This is a genomic window from Shewanella algidipiscicola (assembly GCF_003605125.1).
Lineage (GTDB): Bacteria > Pseudomonadota > Gammaproteobacteria > Enterobacterales > Shewanellaceae > Shewanella > Shewanella algidipiscicola.
In genome coordinates this window covers 21,347-39,147 of record NZ_QPQT01000013.1, presented here as the reverse complement: position 1 = coordinate 39,147, position 17,801 = coordinate 21,347, and the positions used below count along the sequence as shown (strand labels likewise).

General features: G+C 45.1%; 18 protein-coding genes. 2 read left to right on the top strand and 16 right to left on the bottom strand.

Annotated elements, in window-relative coordinates; genetic code table 11:
* From lepB to rpoE, 6 genes are all read right to left on the bottom strand, one after another.
* Entirely contained in the window at positions 1-918 is a 918-nt protein-coding gene (gene lepB / locus DVO77_RS14350; protein ID WP_110456594.1) for a signal peptidase I, read from the bottom strand.
* A 151-nt stretch (positions 919-1,069) separates the two neighbouring features.
* Complete coding sequence (gene lepA, locus DVO77_RS14345) at positions 1,070-2,860, bottom strand: translation elongation factor 4 (protein WP_110456595.1); 1,791 nt, start codon at positions 2,858-2,860, stop codon at positions 1,070-1,072.
* A 130-nt stretch (positions 2,861-2,990) separates the two neighbouring features.
* On the bottom strand, positions 2,991-3,449 hold the full coding sequence (locus DVO77_RS14340) for a SoxR reducing system RseC family protein (protein WP_119978817.1): 459 nt from the start codon (positions 3,447-3,449) through the stop codon (positions 2,991-2,993).
* A 7-nt stretch (positions 3,450-3,456) separates the two neighbouring features.
* Positions 3,457-4,389: a MucB/RseB C-terminal domain-containing protein gene (locus tag DVO77_RS14335; RefSeq protein ID WP_110456597.1), complete on the bottom strand. Its 933-nt coding sequence runs from the start codon at positions 4,387-4,389 to the stop codon at positions 3,457-3,459.
* A 68-nt stretch (positions 4,390-4,457) separates the two neighbouring features.
* On the bottom strand, positions 4,458-5,063 hold the full coding sequence (locus DVO77_RS14330) for a sigma-E factor negative regulatory protein (RefSeq protein ID WP_119978816.1): 606 nt from the start codon (positions 5,061-5,063) through the stop codon (positions 4,458-4,460).
* A gap of 38 nt (positions 5,064-5,101) precedes the next feature.
* Positions 5,102-5,680 carry an RNA polymerase sigma factor RpoE gene (gene rpoE / locus DVO77_RS14325; RefSeq protein ID WP_110456599.1) on the bottom strand — a complete coding sequence of 193 codons (579 nt, stop codon included), beginning with the start codon at positions 5,678-5,680 and terminating at the stop codon, positions 5,102-5,104.
* A gap of 197 nt (positions 5,681-5,877) precedes the next feature.
* Here rpoE and nadB point away from each other — a divergent pair, with 197 nt between their 5' ends.
* Entirely contained in the window at positions 5,878-7,500 is a 1,623-nt protein-coding gene (gene nadB, locus DVO77_RS14320; RefSeq protein WP_119978815.1) for an L-aspartate oxidase, read from the top strand.
* 12 nt (positions 7,501-7,512) lie between these two features.
* On the opposite strand, the gene DVO77_RS14315 is transcribed toward nadB, so the two are convergent.
* From DVO77_RS14315 to rppH, 9 genes are all read right to left on the bottom strand, one after another.
* Positions 7,513-7,923 carry a protein YgfX gene (locus DVO77_RS14315; protein ID WP_119978814.1) on the bottom strand — a complete coding sequence of 137 codons (411 nt, stop codon included), beginning with the start codon at positions 7,921-7,923 and terminating at the stop codon, positions 7,513-7,515.
* On the bottom strand, positions 7,904-8,143 hold the full coding sequence (locus DVO77_RS14310; protein WP_110456602.1) for an FAD assembly factor SdhE: 240 nt from the start codon (positions 8,141-8,143) through the stop codon (positions 7,904-7,906). The genes DVO77_RS14315 and DVO77_RS14310 overlap by 20 nt, the downstream gene beginning before the upstream one ends.
* 74 nt (positions 8,144-8,217) lie before the next feature.
* Positions 8,218-9,159 carry a transcriptional activator NhaR gene (nhaR, locus tag DVO77_RS14305; RefSeq protein WP_373317381.1) on the bottom strand — a complete coding sequence of 314 codons (942 nt, stop codon included), beginning with the start codon at positions 9,157-9,159 and terminating at the stop codon, positions 8,218-8,220.
* Between the two features lie 171 nt (positions 9,160-9,330).
* Positions 9,331-9,714: a hypothetical protein gene (locus tag DVO77_RS14300; protein ID WP_119978813.1), complete on the bottom strand. Its 384-nt coding sequence runs from the start codon at positions 9,712-9,714 to the stop codon at positions 9,331-9,333.
* On the bottom strand, positions 9,711-10,886 hold the full coding sequence (nhaA, locus tag DVO77_RS14295) for a Na+/H+ antiporter NhaA (RefSeq protein WP_119978812.1): 1,176 nt from the start codon (positions 10,884-10,886) through the stop codon (positions 9,711-9,713). Before nhaA ends, DVO77_RS14300 begins: the two co-directional genes overlap by 4 nt.
* A 302-nt stretch (positions 10,887-11,188) precedes the next feature.
* Positions 11,189-12,040: a thymidylate synthase gene (locus DVO77_RS14290; RefSeq protein ID WP_119978811.1), complete on the bottom strand. Its 852-nt coding sequence runs from the start codon at positions 12,038-12,040 to the stop codon at positions 11,189-11,191.
* 76 nt (positions 12,041-12,116) lie between these two features.
* Complete coding sequence (locus DVO77_RS14285; protein ID WP_110456606.1) at positions 12,117-12,908, bottom strand: sulfite exporter TauE/SafE family protein; 792 nt, start codon at positions 12,906-12,908, stop codon at positions 12,117-12,119.
* Between the two features lie 101 nt (positions 12,909-13,009).
* Positions 13,010-15,241 carry a phosphoenolpyruvate--protein phosphotransferase gene (ptsP, locus tag DVO77_RS14280; protein WP_119978810.1) on the bottom strand — a complete coding sequence of 744 codons (2,232 nt, stop codon included), beginning with the start codon at positions 15,239-15,241 and terminating at the stop codon, positions 13,010-13,012.
* Positions 15,242-15,265: 24 nt separating this feature from the next.
* Positions 15,266-15,790, bottom strand: coding sequence for an RNA pyrophosphohydrolase (gene rppH, locus DVO77_RS14275; protein WP_110456608.1), 525 nt, complete (start codon positions 15,788-15,790; stop codon positions 15,266-15,268).
* A 689-nt stretch (positions 15,791-16,479) separates the two neighbouring features.
* Here rppH and mutH point away from each other — a divergent pair.
* Positions 16,480-17,160, top strand: coding sequence for a DNA mismatch repair endonuclease MutH (mutH, locus tag DVO77_RS14270; RefSeq protein WP_119978809.1), 681 nt, complete (start codon positions 16,480-16,482; stop codon positions 17,158-17,160).
* Positions 17,161-17,286: 126 nt separating this feature from the next.
* Here the strand turns inward: mutH and DVO77_RS19065 are convergent, their stop codons facing one another.
* Entirely contained in the window at positions 17,287-17,451 is a 165-nt protein-coding gene (locus DVO77_RS19065; RefSeq protein WP_162924197.1) for a hypothetical protein, read from the bottom strand.
* Positions 17,452-17,801: the final 350 nt, after the last annotated feature.

Sequence of the window (17,801 nt, the reverse complement as noted above, 5' to 3'; positions counted from 1 at the left end):
TTAAACGATTCCACCTACACGGTTAAAACGCACCCCGGTTGGGATCCATGTGGGTAAGAAGTCCGCTGGGGTACGCTCAAATTCAAAACTTATCCAAATAGCGACCGCTTTGCCGACTAAATTCGCCTCAGGAACAAAGCCCCAGAAGCGTGAATCGGTACTGTTGTCACGGTTATCGCCCATCACAAAATATTGGCCTTCAGGCACCACAAATTCACCCACTGCAAGGTTATTTTCGCGGTAGTAAAAAGAAGTCGGCTCGCCACGACCTGGGTTGATCAAAATGTCATGGGTAACATCACCCAGCTGTTCTTTGTAGCGTAATAACGGGATATTATCTTGATTAAATTCCCCTTGATTTACCCCAACACGCGCCACTTTTTCCAGCTTAGGGCAGTCGGTTCCCCCCTCAGGGCAGCTTTTTTGAATATAAAGCTCTTTATTACGATACACCACGCGATCGCCTGGCAAGCCGATAACACGTTTTATGTAATCGATTTTAGGGTTTTCAGGATATTTAAATACAGCAACATCACCACGTTCTGGTTTACCGGTGTCAACCAGCTGGCTGCGCCATACCGGATCTTTTAATCCATAGCTGAATTTTTCAACCAGAATAAAATCGCCCACCAGCAAGGTTGGCATCATAGATCCAGACGGAATTTGGAATGGCTCATAAATAAACGAGCGTAAAATCAATACAAAAGCGATTACTGGAAAAATGGAACGCGAGGTTTCGACTATTGCCGATTCACGGACAATTTTTTCAGCGCTTTCTTCACTGATATCGGCTTGGGTCGCTTGCGCCATCGCCAACTTTTGTTGACGCTTAGGCGCTAATACTAAACTGTCAAACAGCCAGATTAAACCGCTGCTGAGCGTCACCAAAACTAAAATAAGGGAAAAATAAGCCGCCATAGCTAACTAAACTCCTGCCAAATGAGAATCTGCGCATCTGACAAGTTTGCCATACGCTGTACATAGCTCATTTATACTGTAACAACGAAAGCGCCGCAAACCGCGGCGCCCATTATCTATCACTATTAACATTTATTAACGTAAACAGTGATTACTCATTTAGCTTGAGTACCGCGAGGAAGGCTTCTTGTGGCACTTCAACGTTACCCACTTGCTTCATGCGTTTCTTACCCTCTTTCTGCTTATTAAGCAGCTTCTTCTTACGTGATACGTCGCCGCCATAACACTTAGCGGTAACGTCTTTACGCAGCGCCTTAACTGAAGAACGGGCAATAATTTGGCTACCAATCGCCGCCTGAATGGCAATATCAAACATCTGACGCGGAATAAGCTCTTTCATCTTATTCACTAATGCCAACCCTTGATAACGTACGTTCGACTTATGCAAAATCATGGCTAAGGCATCGACGCGATCGCCATTAATCAAGACATCAAGGCGTACCATATCTGCAGCTTCGAAACGCTTAAAATTATATTCCAGCGAGGCATAACCGCGACTGGTCGACTTAAGGCGATCAAAGAAATCCATAACCACTTCAGCCATCGGCATATCATAGGTAATAGCCACTTGGTTACCGTGATAAACCATATTGGTTTGCATGCCACGCTTTTCAACACACAAGGTAATGACGTTACCTAAGTATTCTTTAGGTACTAAAATATTAGTTTCAACAATCGGCTCGCGTATCTCTTCGATGTTGTTCATCGGCGGTAGATCCGATGGATTATCGACGTAAACAGTTTCCCCTTTGGTGGTGACCACTTCATACACCACTGTGGGTGCCGTGGTGATCAAATCCAAATTGTATTCGCGCTCAAGACGCTCCTGAACAATCTCCATATGCAACAGACCAAGGTAACCAATACGGAAACCAAAGCCTAATGCCGATGATGTCTCAGGTTCGAAGAATAACGAGGCATCGTTGAGGCTTAATTTATTAAGCGCATCACGGAAACTCTCATAATCGTCGGTAGAAATAGGGAACACCCCCGCATAAACCTGAGGCTTTACCTTCTTGAAACCAGGCAATGGTGCCAAGGCACCATTTTTAGCTAGCGTTAAAGTATCACCGACTGGCGCGCCATGGATCTCTTTAATACCGGCAATCACAAAGCCCACTTCACCGGTATTAAGCTCACCCGTGTCAGTTTGCTTAGGCGTAAAAATACCTACTCTGTCGGCGGTATGGGTCTGTCCAGTTGACATCACCTTAAACTTATCGCCTTTTTTAAGCTTGCCGTGCTTGATACGTACTAGCGACACAACGCCTAAATAGCTATCAAACCATGAGTCGATAATCAGTGCTTGCAAAGGCGCATCTGGATCGCCTACTGGTGGTGGAATTTTAGCGACAATGGTTTCTAATACATCACTAATACCTATGCCCGTTTTTGCAGAGCAGCGAACGGCGTCAGTGGCTTCGATACCGACAATATCTTCAATCTCTTCGGCAACACGCTCAGGATCGGCTTGTGGAAGGTCAATCTTGTTCAGCACTGGGACCACATCTAAGTCCATCTCCAGTGCGGTATAACAGTTAGCCAAGGTCTGCGCTTCAACCCCTTGACCCGCATCGACAACCAGCAAAGCCCCCTCACAAGCAGCCAGAGAACGCGAGACTTCATAGGAGAAGTCCACATGGCCGGGCGTATCAATAAAGTTAAGCTGATAGGTTTCACCGTCTTTCGCCTTATAGTCGAGCGTCACGCTCTGGGCTTTAATGGTGATACCGCGCTCGCGCTCAAGATCCATCGAATCTAAAACTTGCGCTGCCATCTCGCGGTCAGACAGGCCACCGCATTCTTGAATAAGACGGTCAGAAAGGGTTGATTTGCCGTGGTCAATATGGGCAATAATCGAAAAGTTTCTAATATGCTTCATTATGCGAAATGACTAAACTCTAAAGTTGAAAATTATCTAAAAGTGCCGAATTGTACCCGATTGCTGGCTTAATACCAATTGGAATCATACAGAGAAAGTAAATATCAACGTTGGCAGCGAGCTAATTTGTTCACACTATGCGTTGTCCAATTCGTGCAATGATCACAGGTTGACTAACCTGCTCTAACTGCTTGGCCCAACGACGCCCCATCATCCAAGCTACCACGCCACCCAATACCCCGAAACCTATCACAACCGCTTCGGTAGCAGCAATATCAAGTATGGGCATAAAAAAACGGCCCAAGCTTGCGCCAACAAATAAGCCTAACAAAGGCAGCAAATAAACAATAGCCGCAGCTTTTAGTAACACACTTTCGGGCAAACCAAGTTTTATTAACTCACCAGGTTGGTAAGACTCTTTGGCTGGAACAGAAAAGCGCTGCACCTTAGGCGAAAAAGCTTTAGATACCGCGGATGTACCACAAGACTCACTGCTCTCGCAGTGATTACAGGCATTTTTTACCTTAACTTCTACCGTTATCCAACCGTCATGATTGTTACGAATAACGGTCGCGACTTCTTCCATCATAATGCCATCACTCGATTGTAATACTCTTAGCAATACGTGAAAGAGTTTCAACGGGTGCTTTACCAACCGCCACTACTTCAGCATTGCCGACTCGTTCAGTAGCCAAAGACAGGCCGTTTCGAGTCATTAACTCATCAGGCAGCACGGTTTCAGGCGCTCTAGCTACATAAACAGAAATATGAGTTAAACCATCACTGAGCGCAATGTACTCTACCGCCTCGTGACTGCCTATCAGGCGATGACTATCTTTAAGAATCATAGTAAAACCTGAAGGTAACCAACTAAATTGCCAGTTATTACCCGGCTCTCTTTTTGGCTGTGGCATCACTGGTGGCCATTGTTGTTTATAAGCTTCGTGTAAAATGGTGGGCGCCTCTTCTAATACGATTAGCTCAACGACTAATATCTGTTCGAGTAATTGTTTATCAAGATTGAGCATGTCATAGCGCAGCGGCAAGTAGGTATCCATATCCAACCAAACTTGATAGCTATAACGATTATCATCGTTAGCTATGATGCGCACCAATTGACTCGGACGCCCGGCTAAGCGGCTTCTTCCGCCCAGCACAAACTGATACCCCTGCTCGAGTAAGCTGATGTTATTGGCAAACGCTGGGGGTAATACGCCTTGAATACGATCGGCTTCTACACTGTAAGCGGGTTGATCATGTTCAATAAAGGTGACAGTGTTGCCCACACGCACCGCATTTTTAGGCGGGCCGTTTAAATGTTCAAGAAAAGCAACTTCTTGCTCTTCCACTTGGCCATGGATGTACACGAGAGGACGAATATGATCCGACTGCAAATGGATCAGCGACATTTTAAATTCTTGAGTCCGCAGCGCTTGGCTCATATTTTCTAACCAAGCTTTTGCGGACATATCTTCCCGTGCACTGACGGGAAGAGAGAGGACTAACAAGGCCAACCAAATAAGACGCAAGCTAACTCCTTAACATCATACTTATCATCATGCGCATTATAGCGGCCGCCGATAAGTAGAATAGCTTTTTAGTGATTAACCGGGATCGGTGAGATATCACTATTGTCGTCTATATTCACACTATTATTCAATCTCTGTTGCAACATATGATCTTGAATATAGGTATTAATACGGTGACGTTGCTCCATTACTTGCTCATTAGTGAAACTTTGGTTTTTTTGCACTGGCCCAGTTTGAAGGCTCACAGGTGATGCACTACCGACCAAGGGGCGAGTATTTAGCACGGGCAATGGCGATGAGTCTAACTCCGATGTTTGGTTATAATTTTGCACTCCCACAACAGCGACTAGTGCGACGCTAGCAGCAATGGCATACTGACCAAACTGTTTAAACATGGGGATAATGCCTGCCGACTTCCTTGCTGGAGCAGTTTGTGCTGGTTCCACACGTTTTGGTGCGATGATCGTGGGTTCCGCTTCAATAGCGGCGGCAATATTGGCACTCAGATCGAGATCGACCATCTTTGGCAACTCGCCACGCATCGCATCACCAATCATGTGATAATCACGCCACTGACCATGTGAATCCGTATCGGCCGCTAATTCAGCCAATACCTGCTCTTCGACTTCACCGTCGACGGCAGCGGATACCCATTCCTGACCTAATTTATCCATTTAACACCCATTTAAATTTAGTTTACTGAGATAACAATTTAACGTTCCAGCAATGGCTGCAACTGTTTGTCGATGGCCTCACGCGCTCGAAAGATCCGCGATCTTACCGTGCCAACGGGACACTCCATCACATTGGCTATCTCTTCATAACTCATTCCATCGAGCTCACGCAGAGAGATAGCTATCTTCAATTCTTGTGGCAAGGTATCCAAGGTATCAAACACGACTTTCTGAATCTCTTCAGACAGCATCAACCGCTCTGGAGAGGCGAACTCTTTAAGCGCATCACTGCCATCGTAATATTCAGCATCTTCGGCATCGACATCATTAGCCGGTGCGCGTCGCCCTTGGGCCACTAAATGATTTTTCGCAGTATTGACTGCAATACGGTACAACCAAGTATAAAACGCACTCTCGCCCCGAAAGTTTGGCAGCGCTCGGTAGGCTTTAATAAATGCCTCTTGAGCCACATCTGCCACATCGGCCTGATTTCGAACATATCGAGCTATCAGATTGATGACCTTACTCTGGTATTTTTGTACCAGGAGGTTAAAAGCGTTTTTATCTCCCTGCTGTACCCGTTCAACTAATTGTTGATCACTTATTTGTCCACTCATCCGAGCCGACTACTCCTAAATCTAAAATGCTGATTTCTCAGTCGCTCGAATCATATTCACCTATGTAGACTAGCGCTTACTGAAAAAGTTCTAAAAAAGATTGCCAAATATGAATTTATTTTCTACGGCTAACCCATATCCATAATTTCTATCTTGGTTTAACATAGCAATACTCACATGACTTACCATGATACCCGATGAAACAAGTAGTTGAACACCAATCTGACGTTTTGGTTATCGGTAGCGGTGCTGCAGGGTTAACTTTAGCATTGCATCTGGCTGAAAAAACGAAAGTTATCTTACTTTCCAAGGGGCCGCTTAACGAAGGCTCTACCTATTATGCCCAAGGTGGGATCGCTTCTGTGTTCGATGAAGAGGATACCATTGAATCCCATGTTGCCGATACACTCGTGGCAGGAGCGGGGTTATGCGATGAGCAAGTGGTCACCTTCACCGCTAAAAATGCGAAAAGCGCGATGGAATGGCTGATTCAATGCGGTGTCGCCTTTGATAAAGAGGAGCGTACCGATGGCAGTGATAATAGCAATGCACCATATCACTTGACCCGCGAAGGCGGCCATAGCCATCGTCGTATCCTACATGCCGCCGATGCCACGGGTAAAGAGGTACAAGTTACGCTTCAAGAAAACGTAATGAACCACCCAAATATCCAAGTATTAGAACGCTATAACGCCATCGACTTAATCACCACTCGCAAGCTTAAACGCCCGGGTAATCGGGTACTCGGTGCCTATGTATGGAACCGAGATGAAGAACATGTCGAAACGGTCAAGGCCCGCTTTGTCGCACTAGCTACAGGTGGATCATCTAAAGTCTACCAATACACATCGAATCCCGATATTGCCTCGGGAGACGGTATCGCCATGGCTTGGCGTTCGGGCTGTCGCGTAGCCAATATGGAGTTTAACCAATTTCATCCCACGTGTTTGTACCATGCCGATGCGCGTAACTTTTTACTCACCGAAGCATTACGAGGCGAAGGGGCTTATCTTCGACGCCCTGATGGCTCACGCTTTATGCCCGATTTCGATGAACGCGCAGAGTTGGCTCCAAGGGATATCGTGGCGCGCGCCATCGATTACGAGATGAAACGCTTGGGCGCAGATTGCGTTTATCTGGATATCACTCATAAGCCAGCCGACTTTGTCATAAAACACTTCCCCACCATCTATAAGCGCTGTTTAGAATGGGGCATCGACATCACCAAAGACCCCATTCCTGTGGTCCCCGCAGCGCATTACACCTGTGGTGGCGTGATGACAGATTTACACGGCCAGACCGACCTAAACGGCTTATATGCCGTAGGTGAAGTGGCCTACACAGGATTGCACGGAGCCAATCGTCTCGCCAGTAACTCCCTATTAGAATGCTTAGTCTTTGCCCGAGCGGCAGCCGAAGATATTAGCAGTCAGCTTAATAAAATCCCGATGCCGATGAACCTTCCGCACTGGGATGAAAGCCAAGTATCTAACTCTGATGAAGAGGTGGTGATTGCGCATAACTGGCATGAACTTCGGTTGTTTATGTGGGATTATGTGGGAATTGTTCGCTCAGATAAACGACTCGAACGTGCACTAAGACGCTGCACCATGCTACAGCAAGAGATACAGGAGTATTACCGTAACTTTAGAGTCAGTAACAACCTTCTTGAGCTGCGCAATTTAGTGCAAGTAGCAGAACTGATAATTCGCTGCGCGATGGAACGTAAAGAGAGTCGCGGCTTACATTATAATCTCGACCACCCTGAAAAATCGGATAATCCACAGCCCACGATTTTATTGCCCAATAAAATCGCTTAGTCCCTTATCATATCAACCAAAGCGTAATAACAGACGACACAAGTAACGATAGCTTGTGTCGTCCAACATATCTCGCCACACCATCACTAGCAGCTTATCGCCATCCTTGTGCATCTCAAACAGTACCATCAACGGAGTGATCCAGCGCCGCTTTAACCTATAGATAGCAGCGTTGTTGCCAATACCAGCGTTACCTGACTCATCGAGCCAAAAGGAAAAAGACCAACGCTGAAGGCGAATCCATAACCCAATAAACACAGCAACCACCAAAGCGATAGCACTGCACTTAATGGCAATAAACCAGATAACATCGACAGGTGGCCACGCCAGAAATGAAGTGAAGCATACGGCCGCAACAACGACCAACGCGAGTCGCTGGTCGAAGGAGGAGGATAAATTAAAATTATGGCGCTGGCCGGCCACGAACTTGAATGACCATTTGAGCAAGCTCGGGATCTGGGCACACTTCGTGACCCATAAACCACGCAAATAGCTCAGGATCTTCGCATTCTAACAAACGCACAAAGCTGGCTTTATCTTGGTTTGATAGTATTGCATATTGGCTTTCGACAAAGGGTTGAAACAACACATCTAGCTCTAACATGCCGCGTCGGCATGCCCACCTAACTCTGGCAATGTTCATTGGTTCTGACACGCAACTACTCCCTTAATTATGATTGCTGCTAGTGTATCAGCTCACCGTAATACTGGCACCCTTTAAAGCAGTTCAACTTGGCTGTCTTTACCGGCGAAAAGGTCGCTAAAATCGGTCGCCAACAAGCGTTTAACCGCCGGATGCTGGATCATCCTCTCAGCAAACATTACATGGTAGACCTCTTTAATATCAAGAGTTTCCCCCAAAAAACTGATCCCATGGGCTAAGATATCTTGTTTATAGATCGAGGGGGCGACAAAAATCCCTTGTTTAAAATAGCCAAACGCTTTCATCATAGCGGCATCATCAAATTCGCCCAAGATGGTGACATTGAGGTTGTTTTCATCAAACCAATGATGCAACTGTTGCCCAAGCGAGGTACGTTTACCTGGGATCAGTAATTTAGCTTGCTCTAAACAGGCGGGAAAAGGCTTACTATAACGCTCAGATGAAAAGAAACCTATGCCACATTCACCCAATTTTTTCGACAAGATCTCAGGGTATTTTAACGATTCACCCGCACAATCGGACAAGATCATGTCTAACTTATGCTCACGTAATCGCTCCATTAAGCTTTCATGTGTAGATTCAAAACAAGCCAAACGCATCGACCCATCGGAGGGCACCACAGACAGCAATACTCGACTAGCTAACGCTTTTGATAAAGCATCGGCTATGCCAACTTCAAATAAAATATTGTCTTCTTTTTGATAGTTGAGTCGATCGAGCATTTCGTAACTGAGGCTGAACATCTTATCGGCATAACGAAACACTAATTCACCGAGCTCAGTCGGCTCAAGTGAGCGTCCGACACGCTTAAATAAACAGCCCTTTAGACGCTCCTCCAACACACGGATCTGCCCTGTTACCGTTTGCGGTGTTAAACAAAGAGCCTGCGCAGCTTTCGCAACTGAGCCTTTCTTGTGTACCATCCAAAAATAATAGAGGTGATTATAATTAAGGTGTGTCGTCAGCACGTGGTTAACCTCAGTCTTCGCTTTCACACGCTCCCGAGTAACCAGGCATACGATAGATGCGAGACGATATCAAAATTGATAAAATATGGGTTTATATCATACCGCACACGTCGTTGGATACCGAGCAAAGCCGGTAACCAAACGAGTGCGTAACAATATTACTGATAAGGAAGTTGGTAGGTTAAAGACTCACTCAACTTACCTAAGACGCTGGCAATCCATCAAGCTAAACACCACTCCCGTCAGTTCAGCCTCATTATTAATATTCCCGGCAACGAAAGCTTCTTTTAGGCCACTAACCAAGACTTCACGATCGGGAATACGACTCTCACAATAGGTACGATTTGCTTGTTGGAAACGTTTGCCACTGCGGTATTTAAGCGCCCGAGACTCGTAATCATTTGATTCGAGGCGCTGGCCCATGCTATTTGGCTTATACATTAAGGCACCTTCGACGACGCCCTCAAGGTAGTACTGGCAAGCTGGACTCTCGACATCCTGATTGCAAGCAGGGATCTGCGATGCCGAAACGCCAGCCACCATGGCAAATGATAACCCTAATATAGTCAGTCGCTTTTTCATAAGTTCTCTCCTTTCTCAGGTAGTACTTTTGATAACCAGAAGTAACCAATTACTGCCGATAAAATCGATCCCGTTAATATGCCAAGACGCGCCACATCACCGTACACTTGACCATCGCCAACAAAGGCTAGAGAGGAGATAAACATCGACATGGTGAAACCAATACCACACATAACTGCCACTGGAGCAATATGACGCCAGCCCATTCCCTCAGGTAATACCGCCAACTTAAGTTTTACTGCCGCATAGCTAAAAAATAGCACGCCTAAAGGCTTACCTAACAACAAGCCCAATGCGATACCGACAGGAACAGGCGATAACAGATCGCTTAGGCTCATGCCAGACAAGTCAACCCCAGCATTCGCGAAGGCAAAGATAGGCAAGATCATAAAGGTACTCCAAGGATGAAGATTATGTTCTAACTTTTCCGACGGAGAACTACCGTCTTTGGCTCTTAGTGGAATACAGAAGGCAATAATGACCCCGGCCAGCGTGGCATGTACACCCGACTTAAGCACCGCTATCCACAACACCAGTCCGACAATACCATAGGGCAGTATTTTAGTGACTCCTTTACGATTTAGTGCCACCAACCCGACTATGGCTATAGCGGCGATCAACAAACTGATCGTAGACAGATCTGAGCTATAGAACATGGCAATAATCACCACGACACCCAAATCATCAATAATGGCTAACGCCAATAAGAACACCTTTAACGCTACTGGTACTCGACTACCGAGCAACGCCATGACCCCAAGTGCAAACGCAATGTCAGTCGCAGCCGGAATCGCCCAACCTGATTGCGTGATAGGGTCACTAAAATTAAAGACTAAATAGATAGCAGCTGGGAATAACATGCCGCCAATCGCCGCAAATGTCGGTAATGCCGCCTGCTCTTTGCTTGATAGTGCCCCTTCGAGTAACTCGCGTTTAACCTCAAGGCCAATAAGCATAAAAAATAACGCCATCAGGCCGTCATTAATCCAATGGGTGAGGGATTTATTAATATCTAGGTTACCCACCCGAACTTGCATTTCTGTATGTAAAAAACCTTGGTACATTTCTGATAACGGCGAATTTGCCATTAACATTGCCAGCAATACAGCTGCAATTAGCAAGATACCACCAGCAGATTCTTGGCTTAGAAAATTTCTTATAGCCTTTTCCATATATAAACTCCATAAACACACAATCCTTTGAGTCTAGCGGAAGATGTGAATTCTGAATAATCGTTTGCATCTGCATGAAACATCGGAAATACCGAACATTTATATGTATCAGAGGTTATGCCTAGAATCAATATTTTCAGATCAAACTCTGAACATACATAAAAAAAAGCCAATAATTAACAAAATCATCCTAAAAATGGTTTTTTGTCTTGTTTCTACGCACTCATAACGAAAAAAGCGCAAGACATAATGAACTATGTCTTGCGCTTTACCTCAGTATTTCCGCTGTTAATTGGAAAATATTAAACTGAAAATGGGTATTTTATTGGCTCATGATGCTGGTAACCCTGCACTTCAAAGTCATCCATGGTGACCCAAGTTTCCAAATCGTGAAGTGATTTGATATCAGGATTAATAATAAGTTGGGGTGATGCCAACGGCTCACGCTTAAGTTGCACCGTTTGCATGAGTTCAAGCTGATCTTCATAAATGTGTGCATTAACGATTTTATGATAAGCCACCCCAGCTTTGTGACCCGTGATCTGTGCGACTAGGGCTAATAAGGTAAATACCTGCACCTGATTAAAGTTAAGCCCAAGGGGGACATCGCAAGAGCGCTGAAAGCTATTTAAATACAGGGTGTCACCTAATAATGAGAAATTATGCGTATGCATACAAGGACGCAAGCACCCCATGTGAAACTCACCCGGATTATAAAAACTTAAAATTTCACCTCTATCATCTATACCGCGACTTAAATTATCGATAATTTTTTTAAACTGATCGACACTACCACCATCGGGTTTACGCCACGCTCGCCCCTGCACACCGTAAACACGGCCCATATCATCGACACCTTTACGATGGGGGTTATTAAGCCAGGCGCTATTTTCATTTGCGTTAGCATCCCAAGTTTTAGCTCCAAGTTTTCTAAAGTCTGCAGCGTTATCGTAACCACGCAGATAACCAATGAGCTCAGCTATTGCCCCTTTCCAAAAACTTTTACGCGTGGTAATTAACGGAAATTCATTAGCATCGACACGATAGGTTAAATCGGCATTTATCACGGTTAAACAACGTTTTCCGGTACGCTCATTTTCAACCCAAACCCCTTCATCGATGATACGCTTACATAGCTGTAAATACTGTTTCATGGTTCCCTACTCTAAAGACAACTGTTGATTATCACTAACCAACAAACTCAAATAATAATTAATTTCTCGACCGTGACTACAGGGCTAACTTCAATCCAATCACCATGAGTAGCAAAGCAAATATCTTTTTTAACCTTGGCGTTGGCAAGATACTCGCCGCTTTAGCACCAAAGGGAGCTGTCAGCATAGAGGTAGAGACAATACCGATTAAAGCCGGAAGGTAAACGTAACCCAAAGTATAATCGGCCAACCCAGGTTCTCCCCAACCTGCAATGACATAACTGACACTACCAAACAGCGCTATGGTTAACCCTGTTACCGACGAAAACCCAATCGCCTGACGGATCTGTAACCCACACCAACATAAAAATGGTACTAATAGCGCGCCTCCGCCAATGCCCATTAAGGCAGCAATAATGGCAACCAATAACGATACACTAAACAGCACGGCGCGATGGGGCAATGGCCGAGTCACCGCCGGGGCTTTATACGGAAACATCATCTGAATTGCCATAAAGATGACAAAGATAGCAAATGCCTGCTTTAACGTATCGGCGGCAAACAAGGTGGCAATAAAGCCTGCCAATAACGCCCCAAGTATAAAGCCTGGTAGCATGATTTTTAATAATGACCAAGGCACATTACCATGACTATGATGAGCGCGAGCGGAAGAGAAAGAAGTTAAGATAATTGCGGCGAGCGAGGTTGCTATCGCCACATGAGTCAAATGCTCAGGCACAATACCGGCTTGAGGCAGTAAATAGAGCAAGACTGGCACGGCAATGATCCCACCGCCAATGCCCAATAATCCTGCCATAAAACCGATAAATGCACCGAGGGCCACACAACTAAAAAATATGGTTAACATCTTATCTCTATTGCTTAGCCCATCGAAGAGCAATAGCTTAAATCAAAAACGACTAGATTGAAATCTGCTCGTTGGCACCTAACCAGCGCAATTTGACGGTATTAAACAAATTCAGCTAATTGCCTACGAGTAAGAAACTCAGTGACGAGCAGCCTTACTTCGACGCCGTTCGACTGCGACAAGGCCTGCACTAGCAATTCACTTAAGTCCTTATAAGAAACTCGTCTTATAAGATAATTTATCTTGGCTAAACTGCCTTGATTCATACTTAGCTGATTAAACCCCATCGCCACTAACAAAATAACACCGATAGGTTCACCAGCTAATTCACCGCAGACACTAACAGGTAGCTGATAGTGATCGCACTCTTGTCGCGCTCGCTTTAACGCTCTAAGAATACCTGGATGATAACAATCATAGAGTGAACTCACCCTCGGATTATTACGATCAACGGCCAACAAGTATTGAGTTAAGTCGTTGGAGCCGACCGAAATGAAATCGACTCGCTTAGCCACCTCTTCAAGCTGAAACAGTAGTGCCGGCACCTCAAGCATTATGCCAATTTTGGGCTTAACTAATGCGGGATGAATATCTTGTTTCACCTCTAAATAGGCCTGATCCAGATAACCAATAGCCTGATCGATTTCATCGAGGCAACACACCATAGGCAGCAAAATATGCAGCTGCTCACTGGATCCTGCCGCATTAAGCATCGCCCTTAACTGCACTAAAAACAGTTCTGGATGATCTAGCGTCAAACGTATACCGCGCCAACCTAAAAACGGATTATCTTCGATAATGGGAAAGTAAGACAAGGGCTTATCACCGCCCACATCTAAAGTACGCATTACCACTGGTTTATCGACTGCAGCTTCAAGAACCTGCCGATAGACCTCAGTTTGTTCCATTTCACTGGGAAAACGGCTCTGTAACATAAACGGAATTTCGGTACGATACAGGCCGATACCATCGGCACCCTCGGCGATCTCCGACGCCAAACTACTGAGTAATCCTGCATTAAGGTAGAGATGGACTCGCGTATGATCTAACGTAATGGCGGGTAAAGCTAACTCTTGTGCATAACGGTCTTGCAGGGCTTTTTCAGCGGCAATATGGCTGCGATACTCTTCGATTAAAGTGAGCGTGGGCGAGACTATCACTTGCCCTCGACTTCCATTGAGGATCGTCAGTTTACCGTCTATTCCGGCATTTAAAATACCTTCCACACCGATCACGGCTGGCACACCAAATGCGCGTGCTAAAATGGCCGCATGGGAATTCACTCCACCTAACTCAGTAACAATACCGACGAGCTTGTGTTCGGGAAACTCGGCCAACATAGTGACAGTGGCCTCTTTAGTCACCAAAATCACCGGCACATCGAGTTCGATGTGCATCTTTTGCGGTTCAATCAACTCCCTTAATACCCGCTGACCTAAGTCACGAATATCACTGGCACGCTCTTGCAGGTAGGGATCTTGCATCTGCAAAAATTGGTCGATATAACGTAAAGAGACTCGACTCACCGCAGACACGGCACTCCAGCCAGCTTGGATTTCTCGGCTATACTCCCCACCTAAACTGCTATCATCCAATAACAGTAACAAGGCACTGAAGATTGACTGCACCTCTTTCTCATTCTCGCCGTCAAAGCGTTGAGATTGCACGCTCAAAGCGTTACGGCAGGTGATGAGAGCGTTATCGAGTAAGGCGAGCTCTGCGGTGATATCATTAGCTAGCGTATCACTCTGCTCTAAAGCAATATCGCCACCAATAACCATGGCATTAGCAATGACCACACCATCGGCTGCCGATAACCCAGCATAAACACTCTTATCTGGCGCTGACTTCACTTCAGCCTTCTTGCGCTGCTCCCTAACGGTCATTGCTAATTGCGCAGCAAGAGTCATTAAAAAGGCTTCCTCCGCCTCGCTAAATTGTCGTGCATCGGCCTGCTGCACCACCAACACACCTAAGATCAATTTTTGATAAATAATAGGCACGGCAAGAAAGGCTCGGAAGTCTTCTTCATCCACTTCACAAAACAGCTTAAAACGAGGGTGTAACTGCGCATCGGCAAGATTGACAGGCTCTTCACGCTCGGCAACTAGCCCGACGAGCCCTTCTGTCAGGCGCATTTTAACTTGCCCGATAGCACGAGGATCTAGGCCGTCAGTCGCTGAGAGCACTAATTGATTATCTTCGAGAATGTAAATAGAGCAACACTGGGTTGCCATGGCGGCCTTAGTTTGGCGCACCAATAAGGATAAAGCAGAGGAGAGATCGTCGGCAGCAGCGACAGCCTGAGTTATGTCTCTAAGCGTTTTTAACACGGGCTATCTCTCCTTGGCTAATTTCTATCTGCGGCGACCTCTTCTTCTGCCACTATGGGAAGGCTCTTGCGCCTGAAACGGTAGGGCCGTTGGAGCAAATTCTTTCATGACTTTTCGATATACATCTCGCTTAAACGACACAACTTGTCTCACGGGATACCAGTAACTCACCCAACGCCAATCATCAAATTCAGGATGACCGCTCGCCGCCAAGTCAATGGCTGACTCTTGGCTCTTTAATTGTAGCAAAAACCACTTTTGCTTCTGGCCGATACACAAGGGTTTACTGTCTTGCCTAATTAACCTTTTCGGTAATCTATAACGCAACCAGGAACGAGTCGAAGTTAAAATTTGCACATGCTCAGCTTTTAACCCAACCTCTTCATACAACTCCCGATACATGGCTTGCTCGGCACTTTCGCCTTCATCAACGCCACCTTGCGGAAATTGCCAGGAATGCTGACCAAATCTTCTAGCCCACATAACCTGCCCAAAGCGATTACAGATAATGATGCCTACATTTGCACGAAAGCCGTCACTATCAATCACATGGACTCCAAATATCAAATTTTAATGGATCGATTGTTTCACAAAGTGAGATCCTAGGCAATTGCCTAATAACAGATATTATCTGGATAAAAAACCCAAATATTTATTTTTATCAACAGAAGCCAAATAAAGCTCGCAAGGATATCCACAAAATCTGTGGATATCTCTGTTTGAAACTCAGTTAAAAATGTTATTACAACCCAATAAGTCAAAAACAGAAGGCTTCAACCAACAGAAGCCAAATCACATAAATAACTGATAAGGTTGAAATTAAAAACATTAAGTATATTTAACCTAAAATAAAACCGCATGACGGTACGATTTTTAACCAAACAGTAAATTTAATCTAAATCACTTCTAGCCTGTTCAAGGTTATGCACAGGCAAAAGTATTAAGCTGTCAAATATGGCTAAAGTAAGCGGCCTACTCGGCTTGACAAGGGAAATTTATTAGCGATTAAAATTATAAAACCAGAGTTATCCAATATTTCTGTGGATAACCATGTTGGAAACGTTGGGAAAGAACTTAGCAAGCTAATTACGAACCACTTGAACTGGAAAATATGCCACAATAAAGCATTTACAATTATACACTTACACTAAGCTTGCTCTCTTTTTATAGCATAACTGCGAGTGCGAGCAGTTTTTAACCGCGTTGGCTAAATGACATAACTACAGTAAAATCGAGCCATGACAAACACACCACGCCCCCCATTATCACTTAACGAACTGATGCAACGCGCCCAAGACATGGCCGGTTTAAGCCTAGGCCAACTGGCAGAGTTACATCATATTCGTGTACCGACTGATCTCAAGCGAGACAAAGGTTGGATTGGCCAACTTATCGAACATGAACTAGGCGCAATTGCAGGCTCTAAGCCTGAGCAAGACTTCCTGCACCTAGGCGTCGAACTTAAAACGATTCCGGTAGATGAAACGGGTAAGCCCATGGAGACTACTTACGTTACCGTGGCACCACTGGTCAATATTCAGGGACTTAGTTGGCAACAAAGCTTAGTGTTTCACAAGTTGCAACGAGTCTTGTGGATCCCAGTAGAGGGAATACGAAGCAAACCTGTTGGCGACAGACAAATCGGTATGCCTATCCTGTGGACACCGTCAGAGCAAGAGTTTGCTCAGATCCGCCAGGATTGGGAGGAGATAATGGAATTAATTGCGCTAGGTAAAGTCGAACAGATCACGGCTCGTCACGGCGAAGTGTTACAACTGCGTCCCAAAGGAGCCAATAGTCGCTCCTTGACCCAAAGCATTGCTGCCGACGGTAATATTAAGCTAACCAATCCAAGAGGATTTTATTTAAAAATCCCCTTCACCCAGCAGATACTCAATAACTATTTAGCTGGGAATTGATTTGAGCGGAAATTGATGTTGTTTCAAGATCGGTGTCCATAAAACGACGCTGTGCCTCTACTACTAACTAAATAGTGCCTAGTACCAGCACCGATAATGACGGCTATCCAATACAGTTAAACCTATTCACTCAATGGCAAACGCAGCCAGCAATGAATAATGCAGTGACGATTTACTTCCGTGATCAACCCATTGACGATTAAATACCGTGACCGTCAAGTTCAGTGACCATAAAATGCCGTGATGATGAAACAGCGATGAAGCATCACTCAAATCATGGCACTTCCTCACGCCGATTACTCCACACTGTATCCGCTAAAATTCAGCCAAAATCTTCCACCACAGCGCACTAATAACAGCCATCCGCTTGCCAGCCTTAATCATATTTGTCTCATCGCTATGACCCCATAACGGTGAATTATTACAGCAAATTATGACAGAGCTAAATCTACTAATAGCCGTCATCACAACAACTTATGCTAATTTAGCTAGCTGCGATGGAGCACAATTGAGTACATATATTCGCCAATTGTGAATGCGATATCCACAATGCTTAGCCTAGACAGCAGCTTTTTGAGTACAACTCAACTTCATTTGACTTAGATCACAAATATCACTGGAAATTGTAGGTCGGTTTTCTA

Coding starts and splice junctions, on each gene's coding strand:
- lepB (WP_110456594.1), bottom strand. CDS start 918: ATGGCGGCTTATTTTTCCCTTATTTTAGTTTTGGTGACGCTCAGCAGC.
- lepA (WP_110456595.1), bottom strand. CDS start 2,860: ATGAAGCATATTAGAAACTTTTCGATTATTGCCCATATTGACCACGGC.
- DVO77_RS14340 (WP_119978817.1), bottom strand. CDS start 3,449: ATGATGGAAGAAGTCGCGACCGTTATTCGTAACAATCATGACGGTTGG.
- DVO77_RS14330 (WP_119978816.1), bottom strand. CDS start 5,063: ATGGATAAATTAGGTCAGGAATGGGTATCCGCTGCCGTCGACGGTGAA.
- rpoE (WP_110456599.1), bottom strand. CDS start 5,680: ATGAGTGGACAAATAAGTGATCAACAATTAGTTGAACGGGTACAGCAG.
- nadB (WP_119978815.1), top strand. CDS start 5,878: ATGAAACAAGTAGTTGAACACCAATCTGACGTTTTGGTTATCGGTAGC.
- DVO77_RS14310 (WP_110456602.1), bottom strand. CDS start 8,143: ATGAACATTGCCAGAGTTAGGTGGGCATGCCGACGCGGCATGTTAGAG.
- DVO77_RS14300 (WP_119978813.1), bottom strand. CDS start 9,714: ATGAAAAAGCGACTGACTATATTAGGGTTATCATTTGCCATGGTGGCT.
- nhaA (WP_119978812.1), bottom strand. CDS start 10,886: ATGGAAAAGGCTATAAGAAATTTTCTAAGCCAAGAATCTGCTGGTGGT.
- DVO77_RS14290 (WP_119978811.1), bottom strand. CDS start 12,040: ATGAAACAGTATTTACAGCTATGTAAGCGTATCATCGATGAAGGGGTT.
- DVO77_RS14285 (WP_110456606.1), bottom strand. CDS start 12,908: ATGTTAACCATATTTTTTAGTTGTGTGGCCCTCGGTGCATTTATCGGT.
- mutH (WP_119978809.1), top strand. CDS start 16,480: ATGACAAACACACCACGCCCCCCATTATCACTTAACGAACTGATGCAA.